Raw genomic sequence first — 19,652 nt, forward strand, 5'->3', positions numbered from 1 at the left:
CGTTTCTCCTTATGACGTTTCAATCGATCTGCACGACAGTGACGACCTGGGCGTCCTGTGTGCGAAAGGGTTCGGCGCGGCGTTCGAGCGCCGCCCATTGGTCCATCGCCGACGAGCACGCGTAACCGAACTTCGCGCGCACGCGTTCCGAGGCCGCCGCGAGTCCGTCGCGCGCCTGCGCGAGAAAGACGTCGAGCGGATAGTCGCCGGGGCGCAGATATTCGCGCACGACGGTCGACGGCGAATAGCAGCGCTCCTCTTCGCCGTCGGGCCAGCGCACGACGAAATGCGTAACGGGCATCGCGTTCTCCTGGGGTTCAACTTTCAAACGGTGGATTCAAAACGGTGGATTCAGACTGCCGGCGCGTCCCACGCGCGGGTCGCGCGCCGGTCGGCCGGAACGATGAAGGCGCGCTCGTCGAGACGCCATGCCGTGCGCGTCTCGCCGCGCCATTGCAGGTCGATCGTCGGTTCGGCGTGCACCTCGCCGATGCTCGCGCACGCGATGCCGCGCGCGCCGAAGCACGCGCGCACCGCGTCGACGTGATGCGGCGCGACGCTCAGCAGATAGCCAAAGCTCGGGAACACCTGCATCCAGCGCGACAGTGCGACGCCCGGCGGACGCGGCACGGCGTCGAGATCGATACGCACGCCCACCTGCGAGCACTCCGCGAGCATCATCGCGGTACCCGCGATGCCGGCCATGCTGATGTCCTTGGCTGCTTCGCACAGCCCGTTTTCGGCGAGTTGCGCGAGCACGGCGAGGTCGCCGCGAATGCGTTCGGCGGGCGCTTCCGTGGCCGCATTCCAGTACGGATACGGCTCCACGAACGCGCCGCGCAGATCGACCGCCATCATCAGCCGATCGCCCGCGCGCGCCGCGAAACTGGAGAGCAGCCGCTTCGCTTTGCCCAGAATCGCCACGGCAAGCTGCGTTCGTTCGCTGCGCGCGTTGCTGTGGCCGCCGACGATCGGCACGCCGAGCTGTCGCGCCGCCGCCGCCATGCCTTCGAGCACCGGCGTCGCGTTCGCCAGGCCGTCGCTCCAGATCACGTCGACGACCGCAAGCGGCCGGCCGCCCATCGCGCACACGTCGCTGACGTTGACCAGCACCGAGCAATAGCCCGCGAACCACGGCATCGCGTCGATCAGATCGCTCACCATGCCTTCCGCTGCGAACAGCAGATAGCCGTCGCCATCGGGCAGCGCGGCACAGTCGTCGCCCGCGCCGATGACGGCGGACGCGTCGGCGTCCGCGAACGCCGCGAGCACGGGCGCGATATCGGTCTTGTGCGCTACGCCTCGGCTTGCGCGCACGCTCGCCACGAGGTCGTCGAGCGTCGTTGTATCGACGGTCGTGTCAACGGTTGCGTCATCGGCCATCACGCGGCCCTCCGCTGATCGACCACGAAGCCGAGATAAGGCGTCGCGCACGGGGGTAGTGAGCAAGGTCGGCCTGCATCCGGTGATGCTCGAGTCCGAACAGCATCGCCACGTCGAGCGTGCGCCAATGCAGACGCTGAAACAGCGGCGCATTCTGCGCCTGCACGTGCGCGAGAAAGGTCTCGCAGCCGAGCGCGTGCGCGCTGCTGACCGCGAGCCGGATCAGCGTCGCGCCGATGCGTCCGTGACGGCGGAAGGCTTCGCTCACGGCGAGGCGCGAGCCGAACCATGTCGTGCCGCAATCGGCCGCGTCGCGCCGATGAATGCGCACGGTCCCCACCACGCGCGCGTCGCACACCGCGACGAGCAACTGCGCGTGGGCGTCGACGGCATCGAGATCGTCGTGCTCGAAAAGCCCTTGCTCGCGGCAGAACACCTCGCGCCGCAACGCATACGCGCCGTCGATCTCCCAGCGTTCGCGCGCCCAGCGCACCACGATTTCCGGGCTCGAATCGATTCCACGATAGACGCCGCTCATGCCGCCACCTTTTCGAACGACGACAACGACGAGCACGCGCCGCATTTGCCGCAACCGGCCTTGATCTCGTCGGCGCGCAAACCGGCTTCGCGCACCATCGCGCCGAGCGGCGCGAGAATCGCGCGCATGAAGTCGGGCGTGGGCGGCGCGTGATCTTCGAGCGGCGTGCCGGAAATCGGCACGAACGGCACCACGAACGGATACACGCCGAGCGCGACGAGGCGCTGCGCCGTGTCGAGAATCCGCTCCGGCGAATCGCCCAGACCGGCGAGAATATAGGTGCTCACCTGGCCGCGTCCGAACACCTTTACCGCCGCCTCGAACGCCGTCATATAGCGGCTCACGGGCACGGTCGCCTTGCCCGGCATGATGCGTTCGCGCAGCGCGTCGCCGAGCACTTCGAGATGCATGCCGAGCGTGTCGATACCGGCCTCGCGCATGCGCGCGAACCACGCGTCGTCGTCGGGCGGTTCGCACTGCGCCTGGATCGGCAGATCGACGGCGCGCCGGATCGCGCGCGCGCTGTCGCACAACACGGCCGCGCCCCGATCGGGCGTGGGCGGCGTGCCGGTCGTCAGCACCATGTGCTTGACCTTGTCGAGCAGCACGGCCGCGCGCGCGACTTCGGCCAGTTGCTCGGGCGTCTTGTGCGCGACCGTGCGGCCTGCCGCCAGCGACTGCCCGATCGCGCAGAATTTGCACGCCTTCTTGCGGCTTTCGTAGCGAATGCAGGTTTGCAGCACCGTGGTCGCGAGCACGTCGGTGCCATGCAGCGTGGCGATGTGCGAATACGGCACGCCGTCGAGCGTCTGCAGCTTGTAGAAGCGCGGCGTCTTCGCGAACGCGATCTGCGCGACCGGAATGGTGCCGCGCGCGAGCACGCTGACGCCGTTCGCATCGGGCGCCTCGGCCACGAACGCCGATTGATGCGCGCCGTGCGTATGCACCGGCACCATCAGCGTGACGCCGTCGATCACCACGGCCTTGTGATCGGACGGCCCCGCGCCGCCGCGACGCGAGAGCCCCGCCGCGTCCGGCGCGGCGAGCCGCAGTCCGCTCGACTGCAACTCAGTCAGCAGTTGCAGTTTCGACTCGGGCAGTATCGACTCGGGCCGTGTCGTTTCCGGCAGATTGACGCTGGCATTCATGCTGAGCACTCCAGGAAGGGGCGGCGCCCGCTTCGTCGAAAGAAACCACGGGCGCGGCGGGCCGCTCGTTGATCGCGAGACTGAGGAGTTCGGGGCGCGCGTAGTGGCCCACCGAATCCATCATGCGTTTGCGTTTGGTGATGAGCGCCATGTCGAGATCGGCGATCACCATGCCTTCGCCTTCGCGCAGCGGCGCGGCGAGATGCTGGCCCTCGGGCGAGACGATCGCCGCATTGCAGCCGCCGCGCAGCGCTTTTTGCAGTTTGGGATCGGGCGTGATCGATTCGATCTGCGCGTCGCTGAGCCAACCCGTTGCGTTGACAACGAAGCAGCCCGATTCGAGCGCGTGATGACGGATCGTCACCTCGATCTGTTCGGCGAAGATCGGACCGACCAGCGAGCCCGGAAACTGGCTGCAATGAATCTCTTCGTGCTGCGTCATGAGCGCGTAGCGCGCGAGCGGGTTGTAGTGCTCCCAGCACGCGAGCGCGCCCACGCGGCCGACCGCCGTCTGCGCAACCTTGAGACCGGCGGCGTCGCCCTGCCCCCAGATCATGCGTTCATGAAACGTCGGCGTGAGCTTGCGGCGCTTCACTTTGAGCTGGCCGTCCGCGTCGAAAATCAGTTGCGTGTTGTAGAGGCTGCCGTGATCGCGCTCGTTCACGCCGAGCACGATCACCATGCCGTGCTCGCGCGCGAGCGCGGCCACGGCGTCGGTCACGGGTCCGGGTATCGTCACCGCTTCTTCGTAAAGCCGCAGATGTTCGGCGCCCGATTGCACCGGCGGCAGCACGAACGAGAAGTACGGGTAGTACGGCAGAAAGGTTTCGGGAAACACCGCGAGCTGCACGCCCTGACGCGCGGCCTCGACGATGGCGTCGCACACGCGCGCGAGCGTGCCGGCGCCCGAGGTAAGATCCGGCGCGATCTGCACCGCGGCGGCGCGCACGATGCGCTTCGAAGATGGAGTCGACATGGCGATACCCGTGCGTGCTCAAACAGTCCAGGTATCGATCACGAGCGCGTTCGACTTGCGATGCAGCAGCTTCAGATCGAGCACGTCGAGCGGATTGATCGGGCGCACGCCTTCGATCAGCGCCTTCTCGGTCTGGCCGTAGAGCGCCTGCAAGGCGAAGCGGCAGGCGTAGACCTTGCCGCCTTCGGCCATGAATTTCATCAACTGGTTGTTGAAGTTCAGGTGGCCCGGAAACGCTTCGGCGCCGAGCGTCGGGAAGCCGCGCTGGACGCCGAGCATCACGCCGGGACCATAGAGCAGGATCGAGGTTTCGAAGCCCTTGCGTTGCAGACGCGTGGCTTGCAGCATGTTGACGAAGCCAATCGAGCCTTCGAAAGCAACGGTATGGAACGTGACGAGCGCTTTCTCGCCAGGCTCGGCTTTGACGTCCTCGAACACCTTCTCTTCGTAGTCGACGAGGAAGTCGCCGGTCTTGTGGGCAGGCGTGGTGATGGCGGGCATTGCGTGACTCCGTTCAATGATTGAGGACTGGTCCGACCGGTGGCCGGCGTCTCTCATTTCGCAACGGCTATGCCATCAAACGTCGTGTGCCATGCGATCAATTTCCAATCATTGCCGCCTGTCGCGAATGATCCAGGCGAATTTTTCTGCGCGCGCGGCTCGCGTGCACCGGCACACCGTGGACGCGGCGATGCGCTTGATTTAAAGGCCGCCCGCGCATGGGGCAGAGAATCGTCGAATCGGTGCCTGCATGCATCAATTCGGATCATTCGATGCAATCACGCGCGATCAATTGATTTATTTTCCGGCGACGATCGTCACTAGAATGAAGAGGCTCATTCTTCACGCGATTGCTCGCGCACGTCCATGTCGAACGTTACCGCCCATTGGCTCAAACGGCTCGCCGAAAGCGACAAGCCGGTTTATCAGACGATTCCCGATCTCATCGAGGAAGACGTGGCGAGCGGACGCCTGCGTCCGCGCGATCGGCTGCCGGCGTTGCGCGATCTTTCGGATGCGCTGAAGATCAACTACACCACGCTCGCGCGCGGCTATGCCGAAGCGCGCAAGCGCGGCCTGATCGATTCGCGCGCGGGCAGCGGCTCGTATGTGCGCGGACGGCCGCCCGCCGTGCCGCTGCGCGCGGGCACGGCGCTCGAAATGACGATGAACATGCCGCCCGAGCCGCCGGAGATGACCGCGCTGCTCGCGGAATCGGCGGCGCAGATCATCGGCGCGGCGGACGCCTGGTCGATGCTGCGTTATCAGGATTTCGGCGGCACGCAATTCGAGCGCGGCGTGGCGAGTCAATGGCTGCGCCATACGGTGCCTTCGCATCGCGCCGACGCCGTGCTCGTCTGCCCCGGCATTCATAACGCGCTGGTGGCGTTGCTGTTGCGGCTCGTGAAGCCGGGCGAGACGATCTGCGTCGATTGCGTGGCGTATCCGGGCCTGAAGGTCATCGCCACGCAGCTCGGCATGACGCTCGCGCCGCTGCCGCGCGACGACGAAGGGCTCGACGCCAACGCCTTCGAAACGCTCTGCAAGACGCGCAAGCCCGGTGTGCTCTATTGCAATCCCACGCTGCAGAATCCCACCACGCGCACGCTCTCGCAGAACCGCCGCGAACATATCGCCGATATCGCCCTGCGCTACAACGTGCCGATCATCGAGGACGACGCCTACGGCATGCTCTGCGAAGCGCCGCCCGTCGCGCTCGCGACGCTCGCGCCCGAACTCACCTACTACGTGACCGGCATGTCGAAGTGTTTTGGCGCGGGGCTGCGCGTGGCGTATGTGGTCGCGCCCAGTTCACGCCATGCTGAACGGCTCTCGGGCGCGCTGCGCGCGACCACCGTGATGGCGAGCCCGTATATGTCGCATCTCGCTGCGCGCTGGATCGAAAACGGCATCGCGCAGCAGATGCTCGCGGCGATTCGCGACGAGTGCGCGGTGCGTCAGCATATTGCGGCGCAGGTGTTTGCGTCGCGCGAGATCGAAACCTCGAAGCAGTGTTTTCATCTCTGGCTCACGGTGCCGCGAGAAACGGGCTGGAGCGCCTCGGAACTCGCTTCGCATCTGCGCACCAAACAGATTGGCGTGGTGTCGGGCGCGGCCTTCAGCACCGACGGCAATCCGCCCAATGCCGTGCGGATCTGTCTCGGCGGTCCCGGCGATGCGCTCGCGATGGAAGAGTCGCTGCATCTCGTCGCCGATATGCTCGATCATCCCGATCATCTGCATTCGCCGATGCTGTGAGCGCATGAGCGGCGCGCGCCGCAAAGTCAAACGTCGTGCCGTTCGCGAGCGCCGTCGTGAAACGGCGCACCCGCCGTGACGTCGCCCTGATAGAAGCCGCCGAATCGCATCAACTGCGTGCGCGCTTCCTCGCGCGACACGCCGTCTTGCAGCACCGCGCTCGAAAAGCCCGTGCGCGCGATCTGCAGCACCTGATCCGGCAACACGTCGCCGCATGCACGCAGATCGCCTTTGAATCCGAGGCGACGGCGAATCAGATACGCCTGGCTGAATGCGCGTCCATCGGTGAATTGCGGAAAATGCAATTCGACGCGCTGCGCGGCGAGAATCGCCTCGGCGTGCTCGAAGGGATCGGCGTCGTTCGGCAGCGTCACGACCGCGTCGCGTGCTTGCGCATCATGTTCGGCGCGATGGAGCAGCGTGAGTTCGAGACGCGGCTTCATGCGAGGCTCCGTTGCTGTGCGCGCGCGGCATTGGCCGCCGTCTTGAACGGCTCCAGTCCGACGCGCCGCACGGTATCGACGAACTTCTCCGCGCCTGTGCCGTCTAGCGGCTGGCGCGTTTCGCGATAGACGCGCAGCATCGCCTCGATCGCATCCGGCACTTCGCTCGCGGAGAACGACGGCCCGATCACCTTGCCCGCCTGCGCGACGCCGCTCGCGAGCGTGCCGTCCGAGCCGCCGAGCGTGATCTGATACCACTCCGCGCCGTCCTTATCCACGCCGAGAATGCCGATGTGTCCGCTGTGATGATGGCCGCACGAGTTGATGCAGCCGCTGATATGCAGATCCACTTCGCCGATGTCTTCCAGTTCGTCGAGATCCTGATAGCGCTCCATGATGGCGTCCGCGATGGGCAGCGAGCGCGCATTCGCCAGCGCGCAAAAATCGCCGCCGGGGCACGCGATCATGTTGGTCAGCAGATCGACGTTCGCGCTCGCGAGACCGGCTTGCGACGCCGCTTCCCACAACGCCGCGAGGTCGTCTTCATGGACCCACGGCAGCACGATATTCTGCGCATGCGTCACGCGCGCTTCGCCCGCGGAAAAACGATCGACGAGATCCGCCACGCGTTCGAGCTGCTCGGCCGAGGCGTCGCCGGGCGCCTGATGTAAACGCTTGAACGACAGCGTGACGATGCGCAGCGACGGCGCCTTGTGGGCCGCGACGTTGCGTTCGAGCCAGCGCGCGTAGCGTGGCGTTGTCGCTGTGCTTGCTGTAGCCGTTGCAGTCGCGCGCGAAGGCTCGGCAGCGTCGCGCGATGCCGTGCGCTGCGCGAGCGCCGCAGGCGGCTCGAAGCAGGCGCGCACGCGTTCGAGTTCGCTCAGCGGAATCGTGTGCGGACCGCCGTCGCGCTCGACGATCTGCCGGAACTCTTCCTCGACTTCGTCGATATAGCGCTGCCCTTCGGCCTTCACGAGCATCTTGATACGCGCCTTGTATTTGTTGTCGCGCCGCCCATACTGGTTGTAGACGCGCACGATCGCCTCGATGTAATTCATGATCTGTTGCCACGGCAAAAACGCGCGGATCACGGTGCCGATCATCGGCGTGCGTCCCATGCCGCCGCCCACGCGCACGCGAAAGCCCAGTTCGCCGGCCGCGTCGCGCACCAGTTCGAGGCCCACATCGTGCCAGGCCGTCGCGGCGCGATCGTCGTGCGCGCCGGTGATCGCGATCTTGAACTTGCGCGGCAAAAACGCGAACTCGGGATGCAGCGTCGTCCACTGACGCATGATCTCCGCGAACGGACGCGGGTCCGCGATTTCGTCGGGCGTCACGCCCGCGCGTTCATCGCAGGAAATGTTGCGAATGCAGTTGCCGCTCGTCTGAATGCCGTGCATATCGACGGTCGCGAGCAGATCCATGACGTCCGCCGCCTTCGAGAGCGGAATCCAGTTGAACTGCACGTTGGTGCGCGTCGTGAAATGCGCGCAATGCGTCGGCAGGCGCGTGGTGCCGAGTTGCCCTTGCGCCGCCATGGCGGACGCGTAGACGTCAGCCGGTGGATCGTCGTACTCGCGCGCGATCCGTGCGAGCACACGCAGTTGCGCGCTCGACACTTCGCCATACGGCACCGCCACGCGCAACATCGGCGCATGGCGCTGCACGTACCAGCCGTTCTGCAAACGCAGCGGGCGGAACGCGTCTTCGCCGAGACGGCCGTCACTCCAGCGTTCCAGTTGATCTCTGAACTGCGCAGCCCGTTGCCGGAGAAAGGCACGGTCGAATTCTGTGTAGCGGTACATGTCGCGCGTCGAACCAAAATGAAGCGCAGAAGTTACGCCGATTCGCCGCGCCGCGACAGTAGCAGTTGGCGACGAAATGAGCGCAGCAGATTCGGCTCACGAGCACGCGCACATAACGTAGCGCCCACGAAAAATGCCCTCGGACATCGCTGTCCGAGGGCCGGCGTTCGCCGCGCTACAGGCAATACAGAGCCGCGAACACTGCGGGTTTGGGTGATGAACCGGGCACTCGCGCAGTAATCCCCGCCCCTTGCAGAACAACCTCAGTGCGTCGGGGCGCTGAACGGCATCATGCGCGCATTCGAGATCCACGCACAGAAGCAGTCGGCGATAAAATCGCCGTAGCAGATCGATCTCGCACGCCTTCGCTCACACCGACACCTATGACCCGCTACGAACGCCTCGCGCAAATCATGGCGACCGAAATTCGCTCAGGCGACGTAGCCGCCGGCTCGCGCATGCCGTCGCTGCGGCAGATCATCGCCCAGCACGGCGTGAGTCAATCGACCGCCGCGCGCGCGTATTACCTGCTCGAACAATGGGGACTCGTGCGCGCCGCCGAACGCTCGGGCTACTTTGTCGCGCCGCGCCCCGTGAACGGCAAGGCCACGCAGGCGGTCACGGCCGATGAAGATGAAGCCACCACGGTCGATATCAGCGAACTGGTGTTTTCCGTGCTCGATGCCGCGAAGCAGCCGGGCATCGTGCCGCTCGGTTCCGCGTTTCCCTCGCCGACGTTTTTCCCGCTGTCGCGTCTGGCCAAATCGCTCGGCCACGCGGCGCGCAGCGTGAGCCCGTGGAGCACGGTGGTCGATCTGCCGCCGGGCAACGAGAATCTGCGCCGCCAGATTGCGCTGCGCTACATGCGTATCGGCATTTCGCAGCCCGCCGACGAAATCGTCGTGACCAATGGCGCGCTCGAAGCGCTCAATCTCTGCCTGATGGCGGTGACGCAGCCCGGCGACGTCGTCGCGGTCGAATCGCCCGGTTTTTATGCGGCGCTTCAGGCGGTCGAGCGGCTTGGCTTGCGGGCGGTGGAGATTCCCGTCGATCCGCAAACGGGCCTCGATCTCGACGTGCTGGCGAACACGCTGCGCAAGCATCCGGTGCGCGCCTGCTGGTTCATGACCAACTTCCACAATCCGACCGGCGTCACGCTCAGCGATGCGAAGAAGAAGGCGCTGGTCGACCTGCTCGCGCAACACGACGTGCCGCTCATCGAAGACGACGTGTACGGCGAACTGCATTTTTCGCCGGACTATCCGAAGCCCGCGATGGCCTTCGACCGCCACGGCCTCGTGATGCATTGCAGTTCGTTTTCGAAGACGCTCGCGCCCGGCTATCGCGTCGGCTGGGTCAGCGCGGGCCGTTTCGCGGAACGCGTGCAAAGACTCAAATTGATGACCACGCTGTCCGCGAGCATTCCGGCGCAGGCCGGCATCGCCGACTATCTGGAACACGGCGCGTACGAGCGCCATCTGAAGAAAATGCGGCTCGCGCTGCGCGACCAGCGCGACGCGCTGTGCGCCGCGATCCGCCGCTGGCTGCCCGCGGGCACGCAATGGACGATTCCGGATGGCGGCTACTTTCTGTGGCTGCGATTCGACAAAGCGATCGACGCGATGGAGTTGCATCGGCGCGCGATCGGACGCGGCATCAGCGTGGCGCCCGGCCCGATTTTCTCGGCGACCTGCGCGTTCGAGCATTGCATCCGCCTGAACTACGGGCATCCGTGGTCGCCTCGCATCGACGCGGCGATCCGCACGCTGGGGGAAATACTCTCGGAGACGGTGAAGGGAGCTTGAGCGGTCGTCAGACCTTTGCGCGCGCTTCCGACGCTTCCGACGCGTCGATCGCCTTGCCCAGCGCGATCAGATAGCGCTTCGCCGCAGCGACATCGCCGCGCCAAAGCCATTTCAGGCAAGTGAGCAGTTCCCACGCGAGACCGCGATCGCCATAGCCATACGCCGACGACGCGTCCCCGACGCTCGCTGCCAGGCGGCTCACGCTGCGCGACTCCAGATAGCGATCGCGATTCACGATCTCCACGAACGGCTGTTCCAGTACGAGTTGCGTGGCCGGCGCGATGACGTGAAATTCAATCGACGTCATATCGTCGAAGATGAGCTTCTGGAACGGGCTCTCCGCATCGTGCGCGCCATCGAGCGTGAAAAGCGCCTGCGACGTCGCGACTTGCTGCCGGATCGCCTCGAACAGCACACGACCATCGCCTGGCGCGCAAAAGGCGACGAGGTCGAGGTCCGAGAGCCGGTCAGCGGATTGCTTCGCAAATGAACCGACCAGCACCGCGCCGAGGCATTGCGGCATCTCGCGAAGCGCGGCCGCCATCGGCACGAGCCGCTCGATCTGCGATGACGTCGAGGGATCGTTTTGCCACTTCCGGAGAAACGCTTCGAAGTCCATCGCAGGCTCCCTGGCCGTGACGCGTCACGTCACTGCGCGATATACACGGCCGTGCCCGCCTGCGCGATCGTCTCGCTCATCGCGTCGGGCAGCGGTTTATCGGTGAAGAGCGCGTGAATCTGGCTCAAATGTCCCTGGCGCACGAGCGCGGGGCGGCCGAACTTCGAATGATCGGTCACGAGATAAACGGTGCGCGCATGCTCGATGATCGCTTCGGCCACGCGCACTTCGCGCGTGTCGAAATCGCGCAGCGTGCCGTCGAGTTCGATCGCCGAGGTGCCGATGATCGCGTAATCCACCTTGAACTGGCGGATGAAATCGATCGTCAGTTCGCCCACGATGCCCTTGTCCCACGGCCGCACGATGCCGCCCGTGATGAGCACCTCGCATTCGGGGTAGCCGCTCATCATGCTCGCGACGTTCAGATTGTTCGTGATCACGCGCAGTCCGCGATGGTGATTGAGCGCGCGCGCGACCTCCTCGGTCGTGGTGCCGAGGTTGATGAACAGCGAAGCCTGATCGGGAATGTGCGAAGCCGCGAGCGCCGCGATGCGCCGCTTCTCTTCGTGGAACATGTGCTGGCGCGCGCCGTACGAGACGTTTTCCGAACTCGTGGGCAGACTCGCGCCGCCGTGATAGCGGCGCAGCAGATTCATGTCGGCGAGCCAGTTGACGTCGCGGCGAATGGTCTGCGGCGTGACGTCGAAATGCGCGGCGAGATCGTCGACGGTCACGAAGCCGTCACGCTGCACCCATTCGAGCAGCTCCTGCTGGCGCGCGTTGAGGGTGAGGCGGGGGTCTCGTGTCATGGTCTCGGAACGGGCGGGTGAGCAACGCCCCTATTGTAAGGGGTGACGCGGCCGGCGTTGCGCGGCTTAGCAGTTCTCGCGCGAAGCAACTGACGAATCGGACTTTGGCACGCACACAGCCGCCGATAAGATCGCCGCTCCAACTTACAAAAAGTACTACAACAACGATGAGATACCCGGCCGCCCTTCGCGCATCCGCGCGTGCGTCACGTCGCGCACGCGCCACGCAATCCTCCGATACCGTCACCATTCGATCAGCACACGCAGCGGCAACGAACGCCTCGCTGCGTCTGCGCGTCGCCGCGGCCTCCATCGCGGGCGCGCTCGCGCTCGGCGCATGCGGCGGCTCGGATACGGTCACGACGCAGGCGAGCGCGTCGGCGTCGTCGCACAAACAGCCCAATATTCTCTACATCATGGCCGACGACCTCGGCTACTCGGACATCCACGCGTTCGGCGGCGAAATCAGCACGCCCAACCTCGACGCGCTGGTCGCCTCGGGGCGCATTCTCACGAACCATCACGCGGGCACGGTCTGCGCGATCACGCGTTCGATGCTGATTTCGGGCACCGATCATCACCTCGTCGGCGAAGGCACGATGGGCGTGCCCACCGACGAGCGCAAGGGTCTGCCCGGGTACGAAGGCTATCTGAACGATCGCGCGCTGTCGGTCGCGCAACTGCTCAAGGACGCGGGCTATCACACCTACATGGCGGGCAAGTGGCACCTCGGCTCGGGCATCGTCGGCAGCGCCTCGGGCAGCGGCCAGACGCCCGATCAATGGGGCTTCGAACACAGCTACGCGCTGCTCGGCGGCGCGGCCACGAATCACTTCGCGCACGAACTCGCAGGCTCGCAGAACTACACGGAAGACGGCGTGTACGTGCAGCCGGGGCAACCGGGCCAACCCGGCGGCACGGGCGGCAATCCGGCCGTGTTCTATTCGACCAACTTCTATACGCAGAAGCTGATCTCCTACATCGACTCGCACAAGGGCGACGGCAAGCCCTTCTTTGCCTACGCCGCCTTCACGTCGCCGCACTGGCCGCTGCAGGTGCCGGACCCGTGGCTGCACAAATATGCGGGCGTGTACGACGCGGGCTACGACGCCATCCGCAACGCGCGCATCGCGCGGCAGAAAGCGCTCGGCCTGATTCCCGCCGACTTCCAGCCCAATCCGGGCCTGCCTGAAACGCTCACGCGCTCGGCCGCCACGGCCAACAACGGCACGGCGAGTGCGAAGTACATCAGCGCGGTGCATCCGGCGTCCGCAGGTTACGTCGATTACGGTCAGGGCAACGTCGACAAGGCGTGGTCGAGCCTGTCCGCCGACGAGCGCAAGTCGCAGGCGCGCTACATGGAGATCTACGCAGGCATGGTCGAGAATCTCGACTACAACATCGGACTCCTGATTCAGCATCTGAAGGATATCGGCGAGTACGACAACACCTTCATCATGTTCCAGTCCGATAACGGCGCCGAAGGCTGGCCGATCGACTCGGGCGCGGACCCCACCGCCACCGACACGGCCAACGCGCAGGAGCCCACCTACTCCGCGCTCGGCACCGACAACGGCAAGCAGAGCGCGCAGCGTCTGCAATACGGCCTGCGCTGGGCCGAAGTCAGCGCCGCGCCGTTCCGCTACACCAAGGGCTATTCGGCGGAAGGCGGCGTGTCCGTGCCGACCATCGCGCATCTGCCGGGACAGACCACGCAGGCGGCGACGCTGCGCGTCTTCACGCACGTCACCGACGACACCGCGACCTTCCTCGACGTCGCCGGCGCCACGCCGCCGAGCACGCCCGCGCCCGCACTCGTGAGCGCGCTCACGGGCGTCGACCAGAACAAGGGCAAGGTGGTCTATAACAACCGCTATGTCTATCCGGTCACGGGCAAGTCGCTGCTGCCGCTGCTCGACGGCACGAGCACGGGCGAAGTGCACACGGCCGCATTCGGCGACGAAGCCTATGGCCGCGCCTATCTGCGCAGCGCCGACGGCCGCTGGAAAGCGCTCTGGACCGAGCCGCCGCTCGGCCCCGTGGACGGCCACTGGCAACTCTACGATCTCGCCAGCGACCGCGGCGAAGTCAACGACGTATCCACGCAGAATCCCACCGTCATCCAGCAGTTGATCCAGCAATGGAACGACTACATGACGAACGTGGGCGGCGTCGAACCGCTTCAGCCGCACGGCTATTACTGAGGAAGCGGCAATGCGTTTCTGGCTCACCGGCGCGGCGGGCGGCGCCGCGATCTTCGCGGCGGCGTTCGCCTGGTCGTATGCGTACCAGGCAAGCGCGGGCGCGGGCGGCTTCGACGCGCTCAACACCGGGCGACCGCTCGCGGCGCTCGGCAGCGAACGTCGGTGCGAGCGCTACGGCGGCCTGCCCGCGCGCTGGCGCGACGATCCGAAGGCGGGCATGGTGCATCTGCACGGCGGCGCGTTCGTGTTCGGCAGCACGCGCGGCTATCCCGACGAGCGTCCGGCCGGCGACGGCAACGCGCGCGTGAGCGGCTTCTGGATCGATCAGCACGACGTCACGATCGCGCAGTTCGCGGCCTTCGTCGCGGCCACGGGTTACGTCACGGAAGCCGAAAAACAGGGCGGCGCGGCGGTCTTTCACGTGCCCACGCGCGAGGAGATGAACGCGCGCGATCTGGCGTGGTGGTCGTGGGTGAACGGCGCGACGTGGCGGCATCCGCAAGGGCCGGGCAGCAATGTCGACGGCAAGGGCAACCTGCCCGTCACGCTCGTCACGCTGCACGACGCGCTCGCCTACGCGCACTGGCTCGGCCGCGATCTGCCGACCGAAGCCGAATGGGAATACGCGGGCAAGGCGGGCCATCAGGACGCGAGTCTCGACGCCGCGCCCGCCGACGCAAACGGCAAGCCCGCCGCGAACTACTGGCAGGGCGTGTTCCCGGTGCTGAACACGGCCGAGGACGGCCACGCGGGCCTCGCGCCCGTGGGCTGCTACGCGGCCAACGATTTCCGCCTTTACGACATGATCGGCAACGCGTGGGAGTGGACCCGGGACGCCTACAGCGGCCCGCATCAGTCGCACACCAACGGCGACACCTTCGCGGTCGCGCCCGCCGGCCGCCGCCACGACACGGCGATGGTCATCAAGGGCGGCTCATATCTGTGCTCGCGCGATTACTGCGTGCGCTATCGCGCGTCGTCGCGCGAGCAGCAGGAAGCGGATCTCGCGGCATCGCATATCGGCTTTCGCACCGTGCTGAGGGATCCGGCATGAGGCGCGCGATGGGGGTATCGACGATGATGCCGGCCGTGGCCTTATGCCTGGCAGGCGCGCTCGCGCACGCGGCGGAACCGGCGCAAGCGACGCAACCAACGTCATCGCCCGCGTCCGCCGCAATCCGCGTGGGCGTCACGCCCGGCACGCACGCGCAGATCATGGACGAGGTCAAGCGCGTGGCCGCCGCGCGCGGTCTGCCGCTCGACGTCGTCGTGTTCGACGACCCCGCGCGCATCGACACGGCGCTCGCCGCGCACCGCATCGACGCCGCCAGCTTCGAGGACGCATCTAGCCTCGATGCGACGCGCGCGGCGCACGGTTACGCGCTCGCGAGCGTCGCGCCGACCGTCACCTTGCCGATGGCGCTTTACTCGCGGCGTCTGCGCAATCTGAGCCAGTTGCGGCCCGGTGCGACCGTGGCGATTCCCGCCGACGCGCGCGGCGCCGCGCGCGCGCTCGTGCTGCTGCAGAACGACACGCTCGTGACGTTCCGCGACAGCGCGGGCCTGCACGCGAGCACGCGCGATATCACCGGCAACCGGCTCAAGCTGAAGCTCGTCGCGGTGCCGCGCGCGCAGTTGTACACGGCGCTCGATCACGCCGATCTCGTCGCGATGCCGAACGAGGACGCGGCGCGCGCGGGCCTGCAACCGGCGCGCGACAGCGTGAGCTACGAAGACGCGCGCTCGCCCTACGCCGACGTGCTGACGGTCCGCGAGTCCGACCGCGCGCAACCGTGGGTGCGCACGCTGATCGCCGCGTATCACTCCGACGACATCGCGCATTTCCTGCTCACACGCTACGCGGATTCGGTGCGGCGGCCGTGGTGATCGACACCGGCTCGCTCGCCTGCACCGCCTGCGGCCAATGCTGCAACAGCCCGCCCGCGCTCTCGCTGCGCGAATGGTTCGCGCAGCGCGCGGTGTTCGTCGGCAGCATTGCGATCGAGCGCGTGCCGCGCCGTCGCGCGGGCGAGCGTCTGCACGCTGAAACCGACGCACGACTTCTCGACGATGACGACGTCGCGGACCACAACGCGCTCGCCAACGCGCTGTTTCATCGCGCGCCCGACGGCGGCTGGCTCGCGGTGACGCTGCAAGGCTACGACTATCCGTCGACGGCGCGCTGTCCGGCGCTCGCGGCCGATGGCGGCTGCACGCTGCACGACGCGGGCAAACCCGCTCGCTGCGCCGCCGTGCCGCTCGATCCGCTCGTGCCGGACCGCTGGCAGCCGCTCGTGCTCGCCGCGCGGCGCGCGAGCACGCAGGCGCCGCATTGGCGCGGCGCGGACTGCATCCGCGACGGGCTCGAAGCGGGCGCGACGCCGCTGATCGAAGCGGGCCGCGTGATCGACACACAGGCGCTCGCGCGCGAGCGCGATGCGCTGGTGTTCGAACGCGCGCTCTGGCGCGATGCGGTAGCGACATCGCTCGTCGGGACGGCGTCGGCGCGCGCCTCGCTCAACGCGCTGCGTCCGGGCGCGCGGCTCACGATTGCGCCCGTTCCCGCGCTGCTCGCCGTCGCGCGGATTTCCGCGGCGTGCCGCGCCGCCGCCATCGACGTGATCGACCGCCAGCGCGCGCTGATCGACACCACGGTCGCCGCCGCGCTCGCGCGCCGCCGCCTCGACGAACGCGCCATCACGCAGGAATTGCGCGGCTTCGCGCTGGTTCTCTCGCGCGCACGCGATGAACTCGCGAACGCCTTCGTGCAACCGTCCGCACCCTTCGCGCACGACGCCGAACGCTGGCTCGGTCTGCGCTGATCGCGCCACATCGCGCACACTCGCGCACACTTCCCCCGCCGATCCCACCCCAAATCGCGCCGCCGGGTTGTCCGTCGAGCCGCCCTCCGAGTCACTCGTCGAAAGGGTAAATACCGAGAAAATCCTTCGGCGCCGGAAAGCAATCAGAAGGGCTTGCTTTTTTATACTTGCACCCATTCGATCACAGTACCGCCACGAGGAGACACCCCCGCATGCTTTTCCGCGCCCAGCAACTCGGCCGCGCGCTGATGCTCTGCATCGCGCTGGGCGCCGCCGCGCAAGCGCGCGCGGAGCCGATCCGGCTGATGATGGGCGGCATGTCGAAGATCGTCTATCTGCCGGCCGTGCTGGCCGCGCAGCTCGGTTATTTCCGCGACGCCGGGATCGACGTCCAGGTCGTCTCGCTGCCCGCGGGCATCGACACCTCTACCGAACTGATCGCGGGCGCCATCGAAGGCGCCGTCGGTTTCTACGATCACACCATCGATCTGCAAAGCCGCGGCGAGGATGTGCTCTCGGTCGTGGTGTTCCAGCGCGCGGCGGGCCTCGCGGAACTGGCGTCCACGCGCTCCGCCGCCGGCCGCGCGATGCAGTCGATGGCCGACGCGCGCGGCAAGCGCTTCGGCGTGACCGGCTTCGGTTCGTCCACCTGGGTGATCACGCGCTATCTCGCCACCCGCGCGGGCGTGGCGCCGGGCGACTACACCGTCGTGCCGCTCGCGACCGACACGCGCTTTGCCGACGCCATCGAGCACGGCAGCATCGACGCGGGCATGGTCGAGGAACCCACGGCCACGCGTCTGCTGACGAGCGGCGCGGCGCGCGTGCTGGCCGACATGCGCAGCGTCGAGGGCACGCAGCACTGGCTCGGCGGCCCGTATGCGGGCGCGTGCCTCTATCTGCGCCGCAGCTGGGTGCGCGAGCATCGCCGCGAAACACAACAGATGGTGCAGGCGCTGGTGCGCGCGCTGCGCTACATCGGCTCGCATCCGGCCGCCGACATCGTCGCGCTGCTGCCGCCCGGCGTGACCGGCAGCGACCGCGCGGCCTACACGCGCGCGCTCGCCGACGCGCAGCCCGCGTTCTCGCCCGACGGCACGATGCCGCCCGGCGCGCCGCAAACCGTGCTGAACGTGCTGATGACGGCCGGTTCGCGCGTGAGCGCGAAGCACGTCGACCTGTCGCAGACGTGGACCGACGAATTCGTGACCGGCGTGCAGCCTGGCGTGCAGAGCGCACCGACGCCGACGCCGACGCAGCAAACCACGCAGTAGAGACAGCAAAAGAATCACGCTAAAACGCACATAAAAAAGACCACCCCGGCAGACGGGACCCACCCGCCGCCCCCACCGACCGAACACGGCAGATCAACGCAACCGGCCCGCAAGACGGGCCGACACACCGGGCAACACCGGGATGCATCCCGCACCGGCGAGGCAGCCACGACGCATGCCGCGCCGCCCACGGACGCGTCCTTCAACCAAAGGTATTCGACATGACACCAGCCAGCAGCAGCGCCGCTCCGGCCCGCCCGACCTCCGGCACGGCCGCCCTCGCGCCCGAATCGAAAGCCCGCACCGTGTTCCGCGCGGTCAGCGGCAACTTCCTGGAAATGTACGACTTCATGGTCTACGGCTATTACGCAGCCGCGATCGCGTCGACGTTCTTCCCGGCCGACAGCGAATTCGCCTCGCTGATGCTCGCGCTGTCCGTGTTCGGCGCGGGCTTCCTGATGCGTCCGCTCGGCGCGATCGTGCTCGGCGCGTACATGGACCGTCACGGCCGCCGCAAGGGCCTGATCCTTTCGCTGTCGCTGATGGCCGTCGGCACGCTGTGCGTCGCCGTGGTGCCGGGCTACGCCACCATCGGCATCGCCGCGCCGGCCATCGTGCTGATGGGCCGTCTGCTGCAAGGCTTCTCGGCGGGCGCGGAACTCGGCGGCGTGTCGGTCTATCTCGCCGAAATCGCCACCAAGGGCAACCGCGGCTTCTATTGCTCGTGGCAGTCGGGCAGCCAGCAGGTCGCCGTGGTGTTCGCCGCCGCGCTCGGCGTGGCGCTGCACGCACTCGTGCCCGCGCCGGAAATGCATAGCTGGGGCTGGCGCGTGCCGTTCGTGGTCGGCTGCATGATCGTGCCGTTCCTGTTCTACATCCGCCGCACGCTGCGCGAAACCGAAGAATTCGAAGCGCGCCGCCATCATCCGGGCATCGGCGAGATCGCGCGCGCCATCGCGAGCAACTACGGCATCGTGCTCGCGGGCATGGGCCTCGTCATCATGACGACGACCTCGTTCTACCTGATCACCGCCTACACGCCGACCTTCGGCAAGGTCGAGCTGAATCTCTCGTCGCTCGACGCGCTGCTCGTCACGGTCTGCGTGGGCGTGTCGAACTTCATCTGGCTGCCGATCGCGGGCGCTGTGTCGGACCGCGTCGGCCGCGCGCCGGTGCTGATCGCCTGCACGGCGCTCGCCATCCTCACCTGCTATCCGGCGATGCAGTGGCTCGTTGCCGCGCCCTCGTTCGGCGCGCTGCTCGCGGTCGAACTGTGGCTCTCGACGCTCTACGCGTGGTACAACGGTGCGATGGTCGTCGCGCTGACCGAACTGATGCCCGCGCACGTGCGCACCACGGGCTTCTCGATGGCGTACAGCCTCGCCACGCTCATCGGCGGCTTCACGCCGGCGATCTCCACGTGGCTGATCCACCTCACCGGCGACAAGGCCGCGCCGGGCGCATGGATGAGCGTCGCCGCGGTGTGCGGCCTCGTCGCCACGCTGTTCCTGTATCGTTCGAAGGCCACGCGCGAACAGTACAAGACCGCGTAACCCGCAACGGAAGG

The 19,652-nt window shown here is 67.0% G+C and carries 17 protein-coding genes and 1 pseudogene; 8 read left to right on the plus strand and 10 right to left on the minus strand.

Annotation, left to right across the window (positions count from 1 at the left end; all coding sequences use genetic code 11):
• Positions 1-19 precede the first annotated feature (19 nt).
• The 6 genes and pseudogenes from G5S35_RS33325 to G5S35_RS33350 all read right to left on the minus strand — a co-directional run bounded on the left by G5S35_RS33325 (position 20) and on the right by G5S35_RS33350 (position 4,546).
• Positions 20-301, minus strand: a complete 282-nt coding sequence (locus G5S35_RS33325) for an MSMEG_0570 family nitrogen starvation response protein (RefSeq protein WP_065059870.1) — start codon at positions 299-301, stop codon at positions 20-22.
• Between the two features lie 50 nt (positions 302-351).
• Positions 352-1,383 (minus strand): sll0787 family AIR synthase-like protein, encoded by a 1,032-nt coding sequence (locus G5S35_RS33330; protein ID WP_183040587.1) that lies wholly within the window; start codon positions 1,381-1,383, stop codon positions 352-354.
• Positions 1,383-1,921, minus strand: a pseudogene (locus tag G5S35_RS33335) (MSMEG_0567/Sll0786 family nitrogen starvation N-acetyltransferase). The gene G5S35_RS33330 and the pseudogene G5S35_RS33335 overlap by 1 nt, the downstream one beginning before the upstream one ends.
• Positions 1,918-3,069, minus strand: a complete 1,152-nt coding sequence (locus tag G5S35_RS33340; protein WP_080180666.1) for an MSMEG_0568 family radical SAM protein — start codon at positions 3,067-3,069, stop codon at positions 1,918-1,920. Before G5S35_RS33340 ends, G5S35_RS33335 begins: the two are co-directional and overlap by 4 nt.
• Positions 2,990-4,045: a Nit6803 family nitrilase gene (locus tag G5S35_RS33345; protein WP_074987489.1), complete on the minus strand. Its 1,056-nt coding sequence runs from the start codon at positions 4,043-4,045 to the stop codon at positions 2,990-2,992. Before G5S35_RS33345 ends, G5S35_RS33340 begins: the two co-directional genes overlap by 80 nt.
• 18 nt (positions 4,046-4,063) lie before the next feature.
• Positions 4,064-4,546, minus strand: coding sequence for an MSMEG_0572/Sll0783 family nitrogen starvation response protein (locus tag G5S35_RS33350; RefSeq protein WP_065059874.1), 483 nt, complete (start codon positions 4,544-4,546; stop codon positions 4,064-4,066).
• Positions 4,547-4,912: 366 nt separating this feature from the next.
• Here G5S35_RS33350 and G5S35_RS33355 point away from each other — a divergent pair, with 366 nt between their 5' ends.
• Positions 4,913-6,304 carry an aminotransferase-like domain-containing protein gene (locus tag G5S35_RS33355; protein WP_065059875.1) on the plus strand — a complete coding sequence of 464 codons (1,392 nt, stop codon included), beginning with the start codon at positions 4,913-4,915 and terminating at the stop codon, positions 6,302-6,304.
• A 26-nt stretch (positions 6,305-6,330) separates the two neighbouring features.
• Here G5S35_RS33355 and G5S35_RS33360 read toward each other — a convergent pair whose 3' ends face one another.
• The gene (locus G5S35_RS33360; RefSeq protein WP_065059876.1) at positions 6,331-6,747 is read right to left on the minus strand and encodes a DUF934 domain-containing protein; all 417 of its coding nucleotides are present in this window, start codon (positions 6,745-6,747) and stop codon (positions 6,331-6,333) included.
• Positions 6,744-8,552: a nitrite/sulfite reductase gene (locus G5S35_RS33365; protein ID WP_183040588.1), complete on the minus strand. Its 1,809-nt coding sequence runs from the start codon at positions 8,550-8,552 to the stop codon at positions 6,744-6,746. Before G5S35_RS33365 ends, G5S35_RS33360 begins: the two co-directional genes overlap by 4 nt.
• 383 nt (positions 8,553-8,935) lie before the next feature.
• Here G5S35_RS33365 and G5S35_RS33370 point away from each other — a divergent pair, with 383 nt between their 5' ends.
• Positions 8,936-10,357, plus strand: a complete 1,422-nt coding sequence (locus G5S35_RS33370) for an aminotransferase-like domain-containing protein (protein ID WP_183040589.1) — start codon at positions 8,936-8,938, stop codon at positions 10,355-10,357.
• Between the two features lie 7 nt (positions 10,358-10,364).
• Here the strand turns inward: G5S35_RS33370 and G5S35_RS33375 are convergent, their stop codons facing one another.
• Together G5S35_RS33375 and G5S35_RS33380 are read right to left on the minus strand one after the other, a co-directional pair.
• The gene (locus G5S35_RS33375; RefSeq protein ID WP_074987485.1) at positions 10,365-10,976 is read right to left on the minus strand and encodes a hypothetical protein; all 612 of its coding nucleotides are present in this window, start codon (positions 10,974-10,976) and stop codon (positions 10,365-10,367) included.
• Between the two features lie 29 nt (positions 10,977-11,005).
• Positions 11,006-11,785 (minus strand): DeoR/GlpR family DNA-binding transcription regulator, encoded by a 780-nt coding sequence (locus G5S35_RS33380; protein ID WP_065059880.1) that lies wholly within the window; start codon positions 11,783-11,785, stop codon positions 11,006-11,008.
• Positions 11,786-11,952: 167 nt separating this feature from the next.
• Here G5S35_RS33380 and G5S35_RS33385 point away from each other — a divergent pair, with 167 nt between their 5' ends.
• The 6 genes from G5S35_RS33385 (at position 11,953) to tcuC (ending at position 19,638) form a co-directional block, all read left to right on the plus strand.
• Positions 11,953-13,989: an arylsulfatase gene (locus G5S35_RS33385; RefSeq protein ID WP_183040590.1), complete on the plus strand. Its 2,037-nt coding sequence runs from the start codon at positions 11,953-11,955 to the stop codon at positions 13,987-13,989.
• 10 nt (positions 13,990-13,999) lie between these two features.
• The gene (locus G5S35_RS33390; protein ID WP_183040591.1) at positions 14,000-15,043 is read left to right on the plus strand and encodes a formylglycine-generating enzyme family protein; all 1,044 of its coding nucleotides are present in this window, start codon (positions 14,000-14,002) and stop codon (positions 15,041-15,043) included.
• 8 nt (positions 15,044-15,051) lie between these two features.
• A complete protein-coding gene (locus G5S35_RS33395; RefSeq protein WP_237181934.1) occupies positions 15,052-15,876 on the plus strand; it encodes a MetQ/NlpA family lipoprotein in 825 nt (274 codons plus the stop codon).
• A complete protein-coding gene (locus G5S35_RS33400) occupies positions 15,870-16,811 on the plus strand; it encodes a flagellin N-methylase (RefSeq protein ID WP_183040592.1) in 942 nt (313 codons plus the stop codon). Before G5S35_RS33395 ends, G5S35_RS33400 begins: the two co-directional genes overlap by 7 nt.
• A gap of 212 nt (positions 16,812-17,023) precedes the next feature.
• On the plus strand, positions 17,024-18,085 hold the full coding sequence (locus G5S35_RS33405; protein ID WP_183040593.1) for an ABC transporter substrate-binding protein: 1,062 nt from the start codon (positions 17,024-17,026) through the stop codon (positions 18,083-18,085).
• A 221-nt stretch (positions 18,086-18,306) separates the two neighbouring features.
• On the plus strand, positions 18,307-19,638 hold the full coding sequence (tcuC, locus tag G5S35_RS33410; protein ID WP_065059884.1) for an MFS transporter: 1,332 nt from the start codon (positions 18,307-18,309) through the stop codon (positions 19,636-19,638).
• The last annotated feature ends 14 nt before the right edge of the window (positions 19,639-19,652 follow it).

The organism is Paraburkholderia tropica (genome assembly GCF_014171495.1).
GTDB classification, from domain to species: domain Bacteria; phylum Pseudomonadota; class Gammaproteobacteria; order Burkholderiales; family Burkholderiaceae; genus Paraburkholderia; species Paraburkholderia tropica.